This is a genomic window from Companilactobacillus futsaii JCM 17355 (assembly GCF_001435505.1).
In the GTDB taxonomy this organism is placed as follows: Bacteria; Bacillota; Bacilli; order Lactobacillales; family Lactobacillaceae; genus Companilactobacillus; species Companilactobacillus futsaii.
Window position 1 is genome coordinate 1 of record NZ_AZDO01000121.1, and the last position, 17007, is coordinate 17007.

A 17007-nucleotide genomic window follows, 5' to 3' on the forward strand; every position below is an offset into this window, starting at 1 on the left:
AGGGTATATTATAAGAATTTCAATATCAAAAACCAAATATATTAATAAGAAAGGAGCAGGCTTACCTCCCACGAATGAATTCGTGGGATTCACGCCCAGTTTTATTGAACCAAAACTTGATTGTCAAGTTTCTGAACAATTGAATTAATAATTTAGTCATCTCATTTCGGGATGACTATTTTTGTATAGAGCAAGATTTTGGCGAATAGCTCAGTCGGTATTATAATGAGTTTGTATGAAAAGAAAACGCTTAATTTTTTCTGGATGGTAGATATGAAACCAATAATAACAATTGATGTTGGTGGAACAACGATTAAACACGCCTTATTTAATAAATCAAATCAAACTTTAACTAATAAGGGTGTCGTTGATACGCCGAAGAATCTAGCAACATTTTATGCAGTAATTGAAAAAATAGTAAAAAAATACGATCGAACTAAGATTGCCGGAGTAGCTTTGAGTATTCCAGGAGCGGTCAATCAACAAACAGGAATAATTGGTGGGATCAGTGCCTTGCCATATATTCACAATTTCCCAATCAAAGCAGCTCTGGAGAAACGTTTGAATTTGCCAGTTTCAATGGAAAATGATGCCAATTGTGCAGCTTTAGCTGAAGTTAATAGTGGCATGGCTGTCAACATGCAAAATATCGTCATGTTGGTAATTGGAACTGGAGTCGGAGGAGCAGTCGTGATCAATCGTCAATTAGTTCACGGTCAGCATTTGTTAGGTGGAGAATTTGGAATGATGCTGGGTCAAACTGATCAGCGCCTCAGTTTAGTAGGAACGGCGGTGAGAATGGCTCAACATTACAATCAAGCCTTTAAGACTAATTATACGGGCAAAGAGATCTTGCAAATGGCTCAAAATGGTGATGCAACTGCTCAAAAGTATGCTTTGAGGTTGTACGATAATTTAGCTCGCGCAATCTTTAATTTACAATTTGTCGTTGACCCAGAAGCTTTTATCATTGGTGGAGGAGTTTCCGGCAATCAAGATTTCATTGATAATCTAAATGAAGCCGCTCAAAGATTAGTTCAGCGAGTAGCTGATATTAAACTAGTTCCTAAAATTATCCCTGCGTATTATCATAATGATGCCAATTTGATTGGTGCAGCATTGAATTTTAAAATTAAAAAAACTGTCTTGATTTGATTTCAAGACAGTTTTTGTTTTAGCAGAGATCCGTATAACGATAAGGGATTGCTTGATTTAATTGTTTAGTGATTTCTTCTAAAGCTGGTTCTTGGCGGATATTTTGGTTATTTAAAACGAATTCGTGATTTTTTTCAATCCAAAAATTAGAATTAGGCGCTAAAATCTCATAATTATCCTCTTTTTTATCTAATCTGAGAATAACTTTTTGCCCCAAGTTTGGAAGTGGACATTGAATTGATTTGTAATAAACATTTTGTTCGATTCCGCCAGGCAGTTTAACGTCAACGTTTTTTCCTAAGATTTCTTCCGATCCACTGATAATATGATTGATATAAATTGAAACATTCGTGGAATCTTTGTTGCTGTGGGAAAAATCTATAACTGTCCCTTGAACGAGAAAGTCACTATTTTTCTTTAGTTGGTTTAAAGACAAGTCCTTTTTGGGAATTATCTTTTGAGTTGACAATGTCGAATGAGCAATTCGTTTTGTTTGTTGACGCCATTTTTTTTGTTGCGCTTTAAAACGATTTGTTGTTTTTGTAGGTCGGCTTGGTCAATATTTGAAGTCTTAGTGTTTTGACTACAACCGGTTAAAAATAAAGCACAGACAGTAATTGTTGCCAAATAAATTTTCATCGAGGATACTCCTTCCTTTTTTGTGAGTTAGAAGTTGGTATCAGTCCTTTGATTCCTCGAATGAAAGATATTTTGTGGTGGCAACTTTTGCCGAATGCATTTGATTCACTCCTTTAAAAGATTATATATATATCATAACATGGTTTAACTTTTCTCCAAGCACAACAAAAAAGCCTAAAAATCTCAATCGGATTTCTAGGCTCTTTTTTAGACGTGATTTTCTGATTTCATTTCGTAAACTTCTGGTGCAAAAGTAGAACGTAATGTTTCAATACCCTTGTTAAAGGAATTGAGAACGGACTCTGAAGCTTCATTACGATTGATTTCTACATTGACGACTGATTCATCTACTGGGTCAGTAAAAGCAGCTACAATAAAATTATCGCCACCATCACTTCCACGTTCAAAAGCAACTTGATGATCTTTAAATTCAGGATTATTTAATACATCCATCAAAAAGTGTTCTTTGAGACTCTCGTACAATTCGATATTGGTAATATCTGGATCTAAAACCGCAAGATTACGATACTTCGATTCGTTTTTGTATAGTGTTTCAAAATGATTTACAAAATAATCAAAACAGTCGGTTGCAGTTAGTTGTGTTAGGTCGTTCGCCACAATGATCAACTCCTTAATTATATTGGTCTATAACTTATATTATAACGTATCTGAATAATTAAAGGGTGATTATTGGGTTTTAGTTGGATTAATAGTAATAGCAGCTATTTGGCAACTAGTTTTAATGGTATATAATAATTAAAGACTTTTATTATACGTGAGGTAATTATATGCAAATCAAACAACTTCCTGCAGATTTTCAAGCAGCATTGCCAGTTTTAGAAAAAATAGAACAAGCCGGATTTGAAGCTTACTTTGTAGGAGGTAGTGTCCGTGATCACATTTTAGGATTAGCGATTCACGACGTTGATATTGCTACTAGTGCTTACCCTGAAGAAATCAAAGAGATTTTTAAACGCACAGTCGATACCGGAATCCAACACGGAACAGTAACTGTTTTAATGGGGGATGATTCTTATGAAATTACCACCTTTAGAACTGAATCTGGTTATCAAGACTACCGTCGTCCGGATAAAGTAACCTTTGTTCGTTCATTAGCCGATGATTTAAAGAGACGTGATTTTACGATCAATGCTTTAGCTGTTGACAAAAATGGTGAAGTAATTGATAAATTCGATGGATTAAAAGATTTAGACCAAAAAATAATTCGTGCAGTCGGTCACGCTGAGGAAAGATTTCACGAAGATGCATTAAGAATGATGCGAGCAGTAAGATTTCAAGCACAGTTGAATTTCAAAATCGAAGAAAAAACTGCTCAAGCGATTGCAGATAATGCTCCATTACTAGCTAAAATTGCAATTGAACGTATCCGTGAAGAATTTGTCAAAATGATGTTGAGTCAAAATTGGCAAACTGGTCTGGCAGATTTTGTTAAGTTAGGATTAAGTGAATATTGTCCAGGTTTTAAAGATCAAAAATTAGAATTAGCAGAGTTGTTAGAAGTCAAAGATACTGAATTTGTTGATGAAGAAGCAGCTTTTAGTGCAATCGGCTACGTATTAAGCTTGAATCATCAAGAATTCAATGAATTTTTGCGTGATTGGAAGGTTTCTAATAAGACTCGTGAAGCCAGCTTAAATACGTTGAATCTGCTGCATCTTTTTGAGAGTCAAGATTTTGATTTGTGGAATATTTATAAATTAGGCGTCGATAATTTGGACCGAACACTTGAGTTGTCAAAGATGTTCCAGATTGAATTTGACTATACAGATTTAAGCCAAAAAGTAGATCAGATATCTATTAAAAGTAGCCATGATTTACAACTAACAGGTAAAAATGTTTGTGAAATATTAGACGTAAAACCAGGTCCAATCATTGGTAAGTCGATGTCGCAAATGGAGCGTGCTGTCGTGGAAGGAAACGTTTCCAATAATTTTGATGATTTGAGACATTATTTGTTAAGTAATCAATAATGCTGTGTTATTATGAATTTAGTAAGTATTTTAGAATTGGAAGGGTGATAATATGACTAAACATGTTTTTAAAGAACTTAAGTTTTACTTTAGAAATGATGATACTTGGACTGTTAGTCACAGTGAAATGAGTGATGTTTGGATTGCACGTGTAACAACTAGTTATGGACGTATCAAGGGTGGACGTATGCAAGAGATTCACCCATGCAAACGTTTTAGAATTGAAATCTTGCCAGAAGCCGATTATATCAAAAATACAGATGTTTCTACTGCTGCTATGGCTGACGGTATGTTCAATCGTATTATTAAATATCAAGACATCGAAAAATGCGATATTGTTTTTGAGGATGAACAAGATAAAGAACCAATGCAAATTTACTTCCCATTCAAGCAAAAGGACGTTGAAGGATTGGATAATGCTTATCAATCTTCAGCAATTTCAAGTAAAACTGGTAATCTTTATATTGCTATCGACCCAGAAAATACTGTTTACGACATTTATAAAGAAGATCTTTAAAAAAATGCGAGGCCTTAGTTCAAATACTAAGTCTCGCTTTTTAATTGGAGGAAGATAATGGGAAATTTGAAAATTGGCAGTATGGTGACAGTTGTTGATCAAAAGGATGCCATGAAAGACCAAATCGGATCTGTTGTTTATTTTGATGAAAAAAGAGCTAAAATTTTAGTTCGATTTGGCGGACAACAGCAAATGTATTATTCCATTGACCAATTGCAGGAATATTAACTTCTACATGTGATAAAATAAAACAGAACAGCAATAATACCTCTATCTACATCGGTAGGGGAATTTTTTATTTATAGTGGTGAAATAATTGAAAACCTTAAACATAACGAATGCATCAAAATCATTTGGTGAAAGAACGCTCTTTACCAATGTGACTTTTACGATCAATGAAGGAGACCGAATTGGTCTTTTGGGACTTAACGGAACTGGTAAAACGACCTTACTAGATGGGATCGTTAACAATTCTGATTTGAATACGATCGAAGTCGAAAAGCCCAAGGACTATAAGATATCTTATCTTAAGCAGCAACCGGACTTAGATGATAATTCATCAGTGATCGATGCTGTCTTCAATGGCAGTGGCGAAAAATTCCAATTGATTCGTCAATATGAAAATTCTTTGGCAAAATTCAACGCTAATTCGACAGATCAAAAGATTCAAAATGATTTCTTTAAATTGCAAGAGAAAATGAATGCGGCTGAAGCTTGGCAAATGGAATCTGACGTCAAGTCGATTTTAAATAAGTTGGGTATTACCGAATTAGACAAAAAAATCAAAGAACTATCTGGTGGTCAACAAAGACGAGTTGCTTTAGCACAGACTTTGATTTCTGAAGCAGATTTATTAATTCTAGACGAACCTACCAATCATTTGGATTATGAGGCTATCGATTGGTTACAAACTTATTTGAGCAAATACAAAGGTTCAGTTTTATTCGTAACCCACGATCGTTATTTCTTAAACGAAGTGGCGACAAGAATTTTTGAGTTGGAAAACCGCAATGTGACTGAATATGACGGTAATTATGAAAAATATCTACAACAAAAAGCAGCTAACGAAGAAATTTATGCTTCTGAACAGCATCATAAAACTCAATTATACAAACAAGAGTTAAATTGGATGCGTGCTGGTGTCAAAGCTCGTGGAACTAAGCAACAAGCTAGAAAAGATCGTTTTAATGACTTAAAAGAAGATTTACAAAACAAACCTGACGTTCAAAAAGAAATGTCGATCGATATCGCCCAACAACGCCTCGGTAATGATGTTTTTGATATAAAAGATGCTAATTTAAAATTCTCAAATCATGTGATTTTAAACGATTTTAGTTATTTAGTAACTAAAGGTGACCGTATCGGAATTACTGGTGCTAATGGTTCTGGTAAGACGACTTTCTTAAATACAATCGCTAAGCAGATTCCACTTGATTCTGGTGAGATAAAGACCGGACAAACAGTTCGTCTTGGTTATTACACACAACATACGCGTGATATGGATCCCGACAAACGCGTTATTAGATACTTAGAGTCGATTGGCCAAGGTGCTAGAAATACTGATGGTACGCACATGTCAGCGTCACAAATGCTAGATACATTTAAGTTTGATCACCAAATGCAGGGAGCTTTCATTCGTGAATTGTCCGGTGGTGAAAAACGTCGTTTGTATTTGCTGGCTATTTTGATGGATCAACCAAACGTCTTATTACTGGATGAACCAACGAACAACTTGGATATTGAAACTTTGACGATTCTAGAAAACTACTTGGAAAACTTTAAAGGAACGGTTATGGCAGTTTCCCATGATCGTTATTTCTTGGATAAAGTCGCCCATAAATTATTGATTTTTGAGGGTCAAGGTGATATTGAAGAAAGTTACGACTCATATTCTGGATATCTACAAAAAGAAACTGAGAAAAAACAAGCTCAACATCATGAAGTAAAGGCTCAAAAACACGTTGAAGCTAAGGAAAAAGAAGCACAAGCCAAACCAGCAGAAAAAACTAAGTTAACTTATGCTGAACAAATGGAATTCGATAAATTAGAGCCACAAATCGAAAAACTCGATGATGAAATGGCTGAATTAAAGGAACAATTGAATGATCCCAAGAATGGTTATGAAGATTTAATGGACTTCCAAAGACAATTGGATGAAAAGACTGCTGAATCTGATACATTAATGAATCGTTGGGAATATTTGGGACAATACATCTAGGAGGAAACTATGCATAACGAACAACAATATTTAGATCTTTTGCAATACGTCTTAGATCACGGTCACAAAAAAAGCGACCGAACAGGAACGGGTACGATCAGTACTTTTGGTTATCAAATGCGTTTTGATTTACAGGAATCATTTCCACTTTTAACGACGAAGAAAATTCCTTTTGGTTTAATTAAGAGTGAATTGTTGTGGTTTTTGCATGGCGATACCAATATCAGATATTTGTTGGAACATAAGAATCACATTTGGGATGAATGGGCCTTTAAAAATTACGTCGAAAGTTCTGACTACAAAGGACCAGATATGACTGATTTTGGGCGTCGCCACTTAGTAGATGGAGATTTTAATCAAAAATATCAAATTGAAAAGAAAAAATTTGATCAAAGTATTTTGATAGATGATGCATTCGCACAAAAATTTGGCAACCTTGGGGATGTTTATGGTGCACAATGGCGTCATTGGCAAAAACGAGACGGTGGATTCATTGACCAAATTGCAAATGTTATTGAACAAATAAAAAAGACGCCTGATTCAAGACGTTTGATTGTCAGTGCCTGGAACCCAGAAGATGTGCCAACAATGGCTTTACCACCTTGTCATACGTTATTCCAGTTTTATGTCAATGATGGTAAGCTTTCCTGTCAATTGTATCAACGTAGTGGGGACTTATTCTTAGGTGTACCATTTAACATTGCTAGTTATGCCTTATTGACGCATCTAATAGCTCGTGAAACTGGTTTAGAAGTTGGTGAATTCGTTCATACCCTAGGGGATGCTCATATTTATTCCAATCATCTTGAACAAGTAAAAGAGCAGTTGAGTCGTAAACCCGTTGCAGGGCCAAGCCTTGAGATCAAAAGTGATAAAAGTATTTTTGATTTAGATGTCAAAGATATCCGTGTTAATGATTATAATCCGCAACCAGCTATTAAAGCTCCGGTTGCTGTCTAGGAGTGAGAAAATGATCAGTTTTGTTTGGGCTGAAGATAAGAATCATGTAATTGGTATCAACGGGCATTTACCATGGAAATTGCCTAACGATATGAGACAGTTTAAAGATGTTACGATGAATCATCCTATCGTCATGGGACGTAAGACTTTTGAAAGCTTTCCTAATGGTCCATTGCCAAAGCGCTTGAATATCGTTATTTCTAGAAATCCTGATTATCAAGTGCCAAAGGGCGTAGTTTTGATTTCTGATAAGGAACAATTGAAAAATTTTGTTAAAGCTGATGATGAAGTAATGGTCATTGGTGGTGCTGGGATCTTCAAATTATTTGAAAAAGATGTGGATCGATTGTATTTGACAAGAATCGATCATGAATTTGACGGAGATACAAAGATGGTTGACTTAGATTACAGTCAATTTGAATTAGTCGAAAAAAAAGAAGGCATCATGGACAAAAATAATATTTATCCACATACCTTCGAGACTTATCAAAAAGTTAATTAACGAAAAAGTAAACTGAGAAGTACATTAATGCGGTTCCTATCATAACGAAGATGTGCCAAATCACGTGAATGTATTTGAGATTTTTCATCAAGTACAAACAAGCTCCTAAAGTAAAAGCCACACCTCCAGCTACTAATAGCCAAATACCAGTAGAACCGATAGCTTGATAAAGAGGTCTCATTGCGATGATGATGGCCCAGCCCATTAAAACGTAAAGTAAAGTTTCAAAATATTTGAATTTACCGACATTAAAAATTTTATAGAGAATACCACCGATGGCTAATAACCAAATAAAAGTTAAGATACCATAACCAAAAGTTGAATGTAAGGCAATCAGACAATACGGTGTGTAAGTTCCAGCAATCATTAAGAAAATTGAACTGTGGTCAAATATTTGAAAAACACCCTTAGCTTTAGTGAAATATAAGCTATGAAATAAAGTAGAACTAAGATATAAAAAGAACAATGTAAAAGCATAAATGAAATAAGCAGTAATATTGAGCGGATTTCCTTGATGAAATCCTTTTATCAATAAAAAAATTGATCCAATTATTGCTAAAATAATTCCTATACCATGTGTAACAGCACTAAATATTTGATCAGTTATCAAATAAGTTCGAGTAAAATTAGTTTTTTTTGACATTTTAAAGACCTCAATTGTTTAGTTTACTTAAATATTATATACGTCTAAGTACTTTTCAGACAACGGCAATCTCTAGTATAATGAAAAATAGTCATTGTTTTGTATGTAAATATTAATTAAAATACATGATATTGATAATTTACTGGGAATAAATTTGGTATAATTAGATTAATTAAGAACTAAGACCCTATGAAAGAGGGATAAAATGAGCAAAGTAAAAATTATTGCCGATTCGTCGGTACAATTAACTCCAGAAGAAATTGAGAAATATGATATCAGTATTGTCCCTTTGACGATCAGTATTGACGAAAAGACATACGTAGATGGTGTAAATATTACTCGAGAGAAATTTGTTGAAGAAATGGATTCCTCAAAAGATTTACCTAAGACATCACAACCTTCAATCGGTACTTTCATGGAAGTGATCGATAAGGTACCAGAAGACTATACGGATATCTTGTTGTTGATGATGACACCTTCTATCAGTGGTACAATCAATGCAGCTAGACAAGTGGCCGATATGAGTGATCGAAACGTTGAAGTGATCGATACAGAATTTACTGACCGTGCTCAAGGATTCCAAGTTATCAAGGCAGCACAATTGGCTCAAGAGGGTAAGTCAGTTGCTGAAATTAAAGAAGCTTTGGATGAAGTACGTGAACACACTTATTTATACATGGGTGTAACTAGTATTGAAAACATCTTACGTGGTGGTAGATTAAGTCGCTTTGCCGGAACTTTATCAACGATATTGAATATTAATTTGGTTTTGATAGTTAAAAATAACACTTTGAGTATCGCTAAACGTGGCCGTGGTCGAAAGACAATTGAAAAATACATGGATAACGTTATTGAAGAAATCAAAGGTCTAAAAAACATCAAAGCTATTGGAATTTCATATGTTGATAAAATGGATTATGTCAATGAATTAAAAGAAAAACTTGCTGAAATCGTACCAAATGTACCGTTATTGATTCGGGTTACTAGTCCAGTAATCGCGACCCATGCGGGATCAGGTGCTTTCGCAATTGAATTTTATACAGAGTAAAAGCTGATGAATGCATCAGCTTTTTTTTGAAAGATGGATTATATATAAATGAAGAAAAAAAGTATTTGGATTATTGTAATAATTATTTTGTTGGTAGCTATTAGCGGTGGTACTTATTATTTTGTGCACAACAATCAGCAACAAATAGTTGAGACAAAAACCGCTAAAAAAACTAAACCGAAAATAAAAGTTATCCCTAAAAAGAAAAGTATCGATATCGTAGCTGTAGGAGATTCACTGACTCAAGGCGTTGGTGACTCTAAATCAGTTGGTGGCGGCTATGTGACGCGTTTAACTAAAAAAGTTCAAGATAAATATAATGTTAAAGCTCAATCTCATAATTATGGGGTTTCTGGTGATACTAGCAGCCAAATTATGACACGCATTAAAAATGATAAGAAGATGCATCAAGATTTACCTCAAGCTGACATCATCACAGTAACAGTCGGTGGCAATGATTTCATGCATTTGTTGCAGAGAAAAGGTTTAGATTTGACAGCTGGAGATATTGCTGATGAACAAGTACAATTTGATAAACGTTTAACTAAGTTGTTGACTGACTTACGCGGTTACAACAAAACAGCACCAATTTATTTGATTGGAATCTACAATCCTTTTAGCATTTATTTGTCAAATGTTAAAAACGCTAAGACAGCTTTTATCAATTGGAACATGGCTTCTGCTAAAGTAGCAAGTAATTTTAATGATACTCATTTTGTAGACATCAACGATTTGTATCAATCAAAGAATATTAAGAAAAAAGTTCAAAAAACGGGTGTCAATCCATATCTTTACAAGAAAGACCACTTCCATCCCAATGGAACCGGTTATGATATGATGACAGAAAAAATCTTTGAACAAGTAAACGGGACTAAGAAAGAGTGGCTTTACAAGTAATGAAGAAAAATTATTGGAAATATGCATTTATCGCTTTAGTAGCAATTATCATAATAGGATTTGGATATGTTGGAACAAAAGTCTTTAGCGCACCAAGAGATAATTATCAAGTTTCCTCAAAAATTATCGATCAAGATAGTAAAGTCTTTACAGTTGATATGACTAAACAAGAAGCTAATAAAATGGCACAATATTATTTAAAACACACATTAAATGATGGTAAGACTGATTATCAACTAGTTTTGAAAAAAGATGCTGAATTGACAGGTGATGTTAAATTTTTAGGTGCTACGATCAATTTCACAATTTTGATGCAACCATATGCGAAGACTAACGGCGATGTCTTACTTAAAGCAAAAAAAATGAAAATCGGTGATTTATCATTACCAATTTCTTTTGTAATGAATTATATTAAGAATAGCTTTAAAACGCCTAATTGGGTCAGTATCGATGGTAAGGACAAGACTATTTTATTGAAATTTACTAAGTTCACGACTAAAGAAGGCTACGGTATTCGAGCTAAAAACATTGATTTGAAAAATAATAAGTTGTCCTTTGAAGTAATGAATACTAAAATTACTGATAATCAATAGGAAGGAGTAGAAATGAGACGCAGTTTTTATGAGTTTTTAATGACTCTTCGCAATGCAGAAAGTGTTGAACCAGAAGCAGAATTTGCGAATAATGCTTTTCGTGATTCTTCCTTTCCCAAACATGAAGAAAATTATCAAAAGCTTTCTGAATATTTGGAATTAAATGCAGGCTATTTACCAAGTATGACGATTTTTGATGAAGCTTACCAAAAATATCAAGAAATAGATAAGAAATAAATGACAGAAAAAGGGTGATGGTAATGGCACTACAGTGGTATCCGGGACATATGAATAAGGCAAAGAATCAAGTACAGGATCGACTCAAGTTAGTTGATATCGTACTTGAAATTGTTGATGCAAGATTGCCTTTTTCATCTAGAAATCCCGTTTTGGAACAAATTATTGACCAAAAGAAACACATAATCATTTTAAATAAGTCTGATTTAGCTGATCCTAAAGTTACAGCAGACTGGAAATTAAGTTTTGAACAAGAAGGAACTAATTCTATCGAAATTGATGCTAAGCATACTAAAGGTATGAACAAGATCAAATCGATGATTCGTTCGGAATTATCTGAAAAAATTCAACGTTATGAAAATAATGGTGTTCAAAATTATCGGATCAAGGCAATGTGTATCGGAATTCCTAATGTCGGCAAATCAACTATTTTGAACCGTTTAGTTGGTAAAAATGTTGCTGTAACTGGTAATAAACCCGGTGTTACAAAAAATCAAAATTGGTTGAAGACTAATATCGGCATTGATTTGTTAGATACGCCAGGAATTTTATGGCCTAAGATCGATGATCCAAAAGTAGGGATGAAATTGGCTCTTTCAGGCGCTATCAAGGATAAAATCTATGCCCCTGATGATGTAGCTATTTATGCTTTAAACTTCATGGAGACACATTATATGGACCAATTACAGGAAAATTATGGTTTGACTAATGCCGATATTTTCAATCATACGACACCAGAGTTGTTAATGAACTTAACTAAGAAGTTTGGCTATAAAGAAGATTATGATCGTGCATCCAGAAGAATTATCGATGACGTTCGCAAATTGAAATTAGGACGCGTAACATTCGATATTCCTGGGGAGTTTTATGAAGAATAAGTATACGATTAAAGTTATTAAAGAACTATTGAATCAAGAAAATGTTTCTGAAGAACTCCTAGAAGAATTAACGTCAGATCCTCGTTTGGGAGTAAAAAAATTAATAGCGCAATACTATAAAAGAATCGAACAAAAAGCGGCTTTGATTGAAAAATTTCATAAGAAAGAATTTTTAGAAAAACCTTACTGGGACCATGATTTATTAGTCGCTGGAGTCGATGAAGTTGGACGTGGACCATTGGCTGGACCAGTAGTAACAGCAGCGGTGATTTTGCCACCAAACAATACATTATATGAGGTTGATGACTCTAAAAAATTGTCAATTTCAAAACGTGACGAACTCTACAAACAAATTTGTGACCAAGCGCTTGATATCAGTGTAGCAGTGGGTTCTCCACAGTTGATCGATCAAGAAAATATCTATCATGCAACTGAGCTGACCATGGCACAATCGATCAGGCGTTTGTATGTTAAACCGGCTCATATCTTGGTCGATGCAATGACTATACCAGTTGATATTGCTCAGACTAAATTGATCAAAGGTGATGCTAAATCACTCAGTATCGGTGCAGCAAGTATAATAGCTAAAGTCAGCCGAGATCGTTTGATGACGATGTATAGCCATCTATATCCAGAGTTTGGCTTTGAAAATAACGATGGTTATGGAACTAAGCAACATTTACAAGCTTTGGATGAGTTTGGTCGAACTAAAATTCATCGGTTGAGTTTCTCACCAGTTAGAAAAATTAATAAATTTTATTAAATTAAGACATCACTTCCGTAATTTTACTTAAAAGGAGTGGTGTTTTTATTATGACTAAATTGACAGATTTTTTAGTGAAATGTCGTATGACAGGGATGGTTTCAAATCAAATTCTCTTAAAAATTATAAAAATATCATTGAAAAGTGATAATCTTGAGTTGCAGACGCGTCTAATGCTAGAAAAAGAGTGGGGGTTGGACAAATTAAACCAGTTTCTACTATTATTAGAGAGTCAAGATTGTAAAAATATTAAAGCAATTAATTATTTAGATGAAGAGTATCCACAAACTTTAAGAACGATTTATAATCCTCCAGCACTCTTGTTTTTTGAAGGAAATATTGCTTTACTTAAGACTGAATGCGTGGCAATTATCGGATCAAGAGAAGCGACAAATTACAGTTTTCGTTGCATTAGTGCTCTTGTTCCGCGTTTGGTAAATCGTTATACTATTGTGAGCGGTTTAGCAAATGGGGCTGATTCGATGGCAAATGAAGAAGCTTTAGTGTATGGTAAAACTATTGCCGTACTTGGAAGTAGTTTGAATCAAGCTTTTCCAAGCAAGAATCGTCATTTGCAACGAGAAATTGCTAGAAATGGATTGTTGATCACCGAATATCCAGTAGGTGATTCAATACAACCGTGGCATTTTCCACAGCGGAATCGAATTATTGCAGGTCTTAGTCAAAAGATAATTGTGACTGAAGCTAAATTAAAAAGTGGTTCGATGATCACGGTTGATTTAGCATTGGAAAACGGTCGCGAAGTTTTGGCCTTACCAGGGCAAGTCGATAGTGAATTATCACGTGGTTGCAATAGTTTGATTGAACAAGGCGCGATACCGTTGATTGATTTTGATAGTTTATAAATGAGACTTTATTTAAAATTATTTTCATCTTTTAAATTGACAAATTAAAAAACTGTGCTTAATATATTGTCAGTTTTAACTGATCCATGGGAAAGGAGCACTTTACGTGCCATCAACAAAGCAGAAGAATTTGGTGATCGTTGAATCACCATCAAAAGCAAAAACAATTGAAAAGTACTTGGGACGTAATTATCACGTTGTTGCTAGTTTAGGACATGTTAGAGATCTACCTAAGAGTCAAATGGGTGTTGATATTGATCATGACTATGAACCAAAGTATATCTCTATTCGTGGTAAGGGTCCTGTAATTAAAGATTTAAAGAAAGAAGCCAAAAAAGCCAAAAGAGTTTATCTGGCAGCCGATCCGGATCGTGAAGGGGAAGCTATTGCCTGGCATGTTTCACATTTGTTGGGTCTAGATGACGATGATAAGAATCGTGTCGTCTTTAATGAAATTACTAAGGATACCGTTAAACAAGCTTTCAAAACTCCACGTTCGATCGATATGAATTTGGTCGATGCTCAACAGGCTCGTCGAGTTTTAGATCGTTTAGTAGGTTATTCAATTTCCCCAATTTTGTGGGCAAAAGTTAAAAAGGGTCTTAGTGCCGGACGTGTACAATCGATTGCTTTGAAATTAGTGATTGAGCGTGAAAATGAAATTAAGAAATTTGTCCCTCAAGAATATTGGACGATCGAATCGATCTTTAAACATAACAAAGATAAATTCAAAGCTAACTTTTATGGTCTTGACGGTAAAAAGGTTGAATTAAAAAACAATGATGAAGTTAAAGAAGTTCTTGGTCGTGTTGATAAGAAAAAAGATTTCTCAATCGACAAGGTAACCAAAAAAGAACGTAAACGAATGCCAGCTGCTCCATTTACAACTAGTTCTTTGCAACAAGAAGCTAACAAACGTTTGAACTTTAAAACGAGAAAAACCATGATGATTGCTCAGCAGTTGTATGAAGGAATCAATTTGGGACGTAAAGAAGGTACCGTTGGTTTAATTACTTATATGCGTACTGATTCCAAGCGAATTTCTAAAGTTGCTGAGGCAGAAGCTTCGAAATTCATCCATGAAGAATATGGTGAACCTTTTGCTATAATTAAAGAACGTAAGGATAAGAATCAAGAAGGCGCTCAAGATGCCCACGAAGCTATTCGTCCATCTTCAGTTTTCAGAACGCCAGCTTCATTAAAAGATATTTTGAGTCGTGACCAGTTCCGTCTCTACAACTTGATTTGGTCAAGATTCGTTGCTAGTCAGATGACTCCGGCAATTTTTGATACGATGACAGTTGATTTGTCACAAAATGGCGTTATGTTTAGAGCTAATGGTTCTAAGATCAAGTTTGAAGGTTATCGTAAGGTTTACCAAAGTGCTGCTGATAAAGCTCGTAAGGACAATATCTTACCGGATTTAGCAGAAGGTGATACTGCTAAGCTTCAATCAAATGACCCAGCTCAACATTTCACACAACCACCAGCAAGATTTACTGAAGCTTCCTTAGTTAAGGCTCTAGAAGAAAATGGTGTAGGTCGTCCATCTACATATGCACCAACAATTGATACAATTCAACGTCGCTACTACGTTAAGCTAAATGGAAAGAGTTTTGAACCAACCGAATTAGGCGAAATCGTCGACAATTTGATTCAAGCCTACTTCCCAGATATCGTTAATATCGACTTCACGGCTAATTTAGAAGACGAACTTGATCACATTGAAGAAGGTAAAGAAAATTGGGTCAAAGTCGTCGACCGTTATTACAAACCTTTTGCTAAAGAACTAGAGTCTGCTGAAGATAAGATTGAAAAAGTTCAGATCAAAGATGAACCAGCCGGTATGGATTGTGATATCTGTGGGGCACCAATGGTTATCAAGATGGGACGTTATGGTAAGTTTTACGCTTGTTCGCGTTTTCCAGCTTGTCGAAATACTAAACCAATCGTTAAAGAAATCGGCGTAGTTTGTCCTAAGTGTAAGAAGGGACAAGTTATCGAACGTAAGTCGAAGAAGAATCGTATTTTCTATGGCTGTTCAAGATATCCTGACTGTGATTTCGTTTCATGGGACAAACCAATTAATCGTGATTGTCCAAAAGATGGTCACTACTTAGTTGAAAAGAAAGTTAAGGGTGGTCGTCAAGTAATCTGTCCAAATGGAGATTATGAAGAGGATATTCAAAAATAAATGATAGAAAAAGAGTTAATCGATAAATTTGTTGATAATTTAATGGTTAACCATCACTACTCAAAAGAAACAAAAAAATCTTATTTAGAAGATATAGATAATTTTGTTTCTTTTTTAGACCAAAATGGTGGTTTTAAGGGCTTTACAAAGGTTAATCGGATTGATGTTGAAACTTTTTTGACATATATGGACGAAAAAAACTACGCTGACGAGACGGTAGCACGCAGGATCTCAGCATTACGATCGTTTTATAACTTTTTAGTTAGAAACGATTTTGTTGAAGCTAATCCTTTTGATCTGGTTCAACTACGTCATAAAGGTAGAAAATTGCCCCGATTTTTTTATGAGAAAGAAATGCAGCAATTATTCGATGCAGTCCGCGGTGTTGACCCACTTTCGCAAAGAAATGCTGCTTTACTAGAATTGCTCTATGCCACTGGCATGCGAGTTAGTGAATGTGCTAATCTATTACTAGACCAGCTAGACTTTTCTAATGGAATCGTCTTGATCCACGGAAAAGGAGACAAGGATCGTTATGTTCCTTTTGGAAGTTATGCTCAAAGTGCTTTAAAGGAGTATTTTAAGTCTGGTCGCAAAGTTTTAATGGAAAAAAATCATCAAGATCATCAATTTGTATTTGTTAATAGTCGTGGTGGTCATTTAACGAGTCGCGGGATCTCGTATATTTTGGATCAAATTATTAAAAAAACGAGTTTGACTGCTGATATTCATCCCCATATGATTCGTCACACTTTTGCCACGCACATGTTGGAGCATGGCGCAGATTTGAGAACTGTTCAAGAATTATTAGGACATTCTAGTTTGTCAACGACTCAGATTTATACGCATGTGACAATGGAACATTTACAAAAAGATTATAAAAAATATTTCCCAAGATAGAGAGGG

Annotated in this window: 20 protein-coding genes; 16 read left to right on the forward strand and 4 right to left on the reverse strand. The window is 34.8% G+C overall.

Going from position 1 to position 17007, the window contains the following annotated elements; all coding sequences use genetic code 11:
- Nucleotides 1-273: 273 nt before the first annotated feature.
- Complete coding sequence (locus FC88_RS08940; protein WP_057814830.1) at nucleotides 274-1155, forward strand: ROK family protein; 882 nt, start codon at nucleotides 274-276, stop codon at nucleotides 1153-1155.
- A 19-nt stretch (nucleotides 1156-1174) separates the two neighbouring features.
- Here the strand turns inward: FC88_RS08940 and FC88_RS08945 are convergent, their stop codons facing one another.
- The 3 genes from FC88_RS08945 to FC88_RS08955 form a co-directional block, all read right to left on the reverse strand.
- Nucleotides 1175-1624: a hypothetical protein gene (locus FC88_RS08945; RefSeq protein ID WP_057814831.1), complete on the reverse strand. Its 450-nt coding sequence runs from the start codon at nucleotides 1622-1624 to the stop codon at nucleotides 1175-1177.
- On the reverse strand, nucleotides 1606-1794 hold the full coding sequence (locus tag FC88_RS08950) for a hypothetical protein (RefSeq protein ID WP_057814833.1): 189 nt from the start codon (nucleotides 1792-1794) through the stop codon (nucleotides 1606-1608). The genes FC88_RS08945 and FC88_RS08950 overlap by 19 nt, the downstream gene beginning before the upstream one ends.
- Before the next feature lie 207 nt (nucleotides 1795-2001).
- The gene (locus FC88_RS08955) at nucleotides 2002-2412 is read right to left on the reverse strand and encodes a hypothetical protein (protein ID WP_057814835.1); all 411 of its coding nucleotides are present in this window, start codon (nucleotides 2410-2412) and stop codon (nucleotides 2002-2004) included.
- A 170-nt stretch (nucleotides 2413-2582) separates the two neighbouring features.
- Here FC88_RS08955 and FC88_RS08960 point away from each other — a divergent pair, with 170 nt between their 5' ends.
- The 6 genes from FC88_RS08960 to FC88_RS08980 all read left to right on the forward strand — a co-directional run bounded on the left by FC88_RS08960 (nucleotide 2583) and on the right by FC88_RS08980 (nucleotide 7982).
- On the forward strand, nucleotides 2583-3785 hold the full coding sequence (locus FC88_RS08960; RefSeq protein WP_057814837.1) for a CCA tRNA nucleotidyltransferase: 1203 nt from the start codon (nucleotides 2583-2585) through the stop codon (nucleotides 3783-3785).
- A gap of 52 nt (nucleotides 3786-3837) precedes the next feature.
- Nucleotides 3838-4302 carry a hypothetical protein gene (locus FC88_RS08965; RefSeq protein ID WP_057814839.1) on the forward strand — a complete coding sequence of 155 codons (465 nt, stop codon included), beginning with the start codon at nucleotides 3838-3840 and terminating at the stop codon, nucleotides 4300-4302.
- A 57-nt stretch (nucleotides 4303-4359) separates the two neighbouring features.
- On the forward strand, nucleotides 4360-4530 hold the full coding sequence (locus FC88_RS12925) for a hypothetical protein (RefSeq protein WP_157060459.1): 171 nt from the start codon (nucleotides 4360-4362) through the stop codon (nucleotides 4528-4530).
- Nucleotides 4531-4618: 88 nt separating this feature from the next.
- The gene (locus FC88_RS08970) at nucleotides 4619-6520 is read left to right on the forward strand and encodes an ABC-F family ATP-binding cassette domain-containing protein (RefSeq protein ID WP_057814841.1); all 1902 of its coding nucleotides are present in this window, start codon (nucleotides 4619-4621) and stop codon (nucleotides 6518-6520) included.
- A 9-nt stretch (nucleotides 6521-6529) separates the two neighbouring features.
- Nucleotides 6530-7480, forward strand: a complete 951-nt coding sequence (locus tag FC88_RS08975; protein WP_057814843.1) for a thymidylate synthase — start codon at nucleotides 6530-6532, stop codon at nucleotides 7478-7480.
- A 10-nt stretch (nucleotides 7481-7490) separates the two neighbouring features.
- Complete coding sequence (locus FC88_RS08980) at nucleotides 7491-7982, forward strand: dihydrofolate reductase (protein WP_057814845.1); 492 nt, start codon at nucleotides 7491-7493, stop codon at nucleotides 7980-7982.
- Here FC88_RS08980 and trhA read toward each other — a convergent pair.
- Nucleotides 7975-8625, reverse strand: coding sequence for a PAQR family membrane homeostasis protein TrhA (gene trhA / locus FC88_RS08985; protein WP_057814847.1), 651 nt, complete (start codon nucleotides 8623-8625; stop codon nucleotides 7975-7977). The two genes, FC88_RS08980 and trhA, sit on opposite strands and share 8 nt — an antisense overlap.
- 205 nt (nucleotides 8626-8830) lie before the next feature.
- On the opposite strand from trhA, the gene FC88_RS08990 reads away from it, so the two are divergent.
- The 9 genes from FC88_RS08990 (at nucleotide 8831) to xerC (ending at nucleotide 17001) form a co-directional block, all read left to right on the forward strand.
- Nucleotides 8831-9673, forward strand: a complete 843-nt coding sequence (locus FC88_RS08990) for a DegV family protein (protein WP_057814849.1) — start codon at nucleotides 8831-8833, stop codon at nucleotides 9671-9673.
- Nucleotides 9674-9721: 48 nt separating this feature from the next.
- Nucleotides 9722-10570, forward strand: coding sequence for a DUF459 domain-containing protein (locus FC88_RS08995; RefSeq protein ID WP_057814851.1), 849 nt, complete (start codon nucleotides 9722-9724; stop codon nucleotides 10568-10570).
- Nucleotides 10570-11163: a YpmS family protein gene (locus tag FC88_RS09000; RefSeq protein WP_235526925.1), complete on the forward strand. Its 594-nt coding sequence runs from the start codon at nucleotides 10570-10572 to the stop codon at nucleotides 11161-11163. Before FC88_RS08995 ends, FC88_RS09000 begins: the two co-directional genes overlap by 1 nt.
- A gap of 12 nt (nucleotides 11164-11175) precedes the next feature.
- Nucleotides 11176-11400 (forward strand): YozE family protein, encoded by a 225-nt coding sequence (locus FC88_RS09005; RefSeq protein WP_057814856.1) that lies wholly within the window; start codon nucleotides 11176-11178, stop codon nucleotides 11398-11400.
- 23 nt (nucleotides 11401-11423) lie between these two features.
- On the forward strand, nucleotides 11424-12278 hold the full coding sequence (gene ylqF, locus FC88_RS09010; RefSeq protein WP_057814858.1) for a ribosome biogenesis GTPase YlqF: 855 nt from the start codon (nucleotides 11424-11426) through the stop codon (nucleotides 12276-12278).
- Complete coding sequence (locus FC88_RS09015) at nucleotides 12268-13041, forward strand: ribonuclease HII (protein ID WP_057814860.1); 774 nt, start codon at nucleotides 12268-12270, stop codon at nucleotides 13039-13041. The genes ylqF and FC88_RS09015 overlap by 11 nt, the downstream gene beginning before the upstream one ends.
- 50 nt (nucleotides 13042-13091) lie before the next feature.
- Complete coding sequence (gene dprA / locus FC88_RS09020; protein WP_057814862.1) at nucleotides 13092-13907, forward strand: DNA-processing protein DprA; 816 nt, start codon at nucleotides 13092-13094, stop codon at nucleotides 13905-13907.
- Between the two features lie 106 nt (nucleotides 13908-14013).
- Nucleotides 14014-16101 carry a type I DNA topoisomerase gene (topA, locus tag FC88_RS09025; RefSeq protein ID WP_149029843.1) on the forward strand — a complete coding sequence of 696 codons (2088 nt, stop codon included), beginning with the start codon at nucleotides 14014-14016 and terminating at the stop codon, nucleotides 16099-16101.
- On the forward strand, nucleotides 16102-17001 hold the full coding sequence (xerC, locus tag FC88_RS09030) for a tyrosine recombinase XerC (RefSeq protein ID WP_057814866.1): 900 nt from the start codon (nucleotides 16102-16104) through the stop codon (nucleotides 16999-17001). It abuts the gene before it with no gap.
- The last annotated feature ends 6 nt before the right edge of the window (nucleotides 17002-17007 follow it).

Excerpts from the sequence above, each read along its gene's own strand:
- dprA (WP_057814862.1), top strand. The coding sequence starts at position 13,092 with ATGACTAAATTGACAGATTTTTTAGTGAAATGTCGTATGACAGGGATG.
- FC88_RS08990 (WP_057814849.1), top strand. The coding sequence starts at position 8,831 with ATGAGCAAAGTAAAAATTATTGCCGATTCGTCGGTACAATTAACTCCA.
- FC88_RS08995 (WP_057814851.1), top strand. The coding sequence starts at position 9,722 with ATGAAGAAAAAAAGTATTTGGATTATTGTAATAATTATTTTGTTGGTA.
- FC88_RS08980 (WP_057814845.1), top strand. The coding sequence starts at position 7,491 with ATGATCAGTTTTGTTTGGGCTGAAGATAAGAATCATGTAATTGGTATC.
- FC88_RS09005 (WP_057814856.1), top strand. The coding sequence starts at position 11,176 with ATGAGACGCAGTTTTTATGAGTTTTTAATGACTCTTCGCAATGCAGAA.
- trhA (WP_057814847.1), bottom strand. The coding sequence starts at position 8,625 with ATGTCAAAAAAAACTAATTTTACTCGAACTTATTTGATAACTGATCAA.
- FC88_RS08940 (WP_057814830.1), top strand. The coding sequence starts at position 274 with ATGAAACCAATAATAACAATTGATGTTGGTGGAACAACGATTAAACAC.
- FC88_RS12925 (WP_157060459.1), top strand. The coding sequence starts at position 4,360 with ATGGGAAATTTGAAAATTGGCAGTATGGTGACAGTTGTTGATCAAAAG.
- xerC (WP_057814866.1), top strand. The coding sequence starts at position 16,102 with ATGATAGAAAAAGAGTTAATCGATAAATTTGTTGATAATTTAATGGTT.
- FC88_RS08960 (WP_057814837.1), top strand. The coding sequence starts at position 2,583 with ATGCAAATCAAACAACTTCCTGCAGATTTTCAAGCAGCATTGCCAGTT.
- FC88_RS08975 (WP_057814843.1), top strand. The coding sequence starts at position 6,530 with ATGCATAACGAACAACAATATTTAGATCTTTTGCAATACGTCTTAGAT.
- FC88_RS08950 (WP_057814833.1), bottom strand. The coding sequence starts at position 1,794 with ATGAAAATTTATTTGGCAACAATTACTGTCTGTGCTTTATTTTTAACC.
- FC88_RS09015 (WP_057814860.1), top strand. The coding sequence starts at position 12,268 with ATGAAGAATAAGTATACGATTAAAGTTATTAAAGAACTATTGAATCAA.
- ylqF (WP_057814858.1), top strand. The coding sequence starts at position 11,424 with ATGGCACTACAGTGGTATCCGGGACATATGAATAAGGCAAAGAATCAA.
- FC88_RS09000 (WP_235526925.1), top strand. The coding sequence starts at position 10,570 with ATGAAGAAAAATTATTGGAAATATGCATTTATCGCTTTAGTAGCAATT.
- FC88_RS08965 (WP_057814839.1), top strand. The coding sequence starts at position 3,838 with ATGACTAAACATGTTTTTAAAGAACTTAAGTTTTACTTTAGAAATGAT.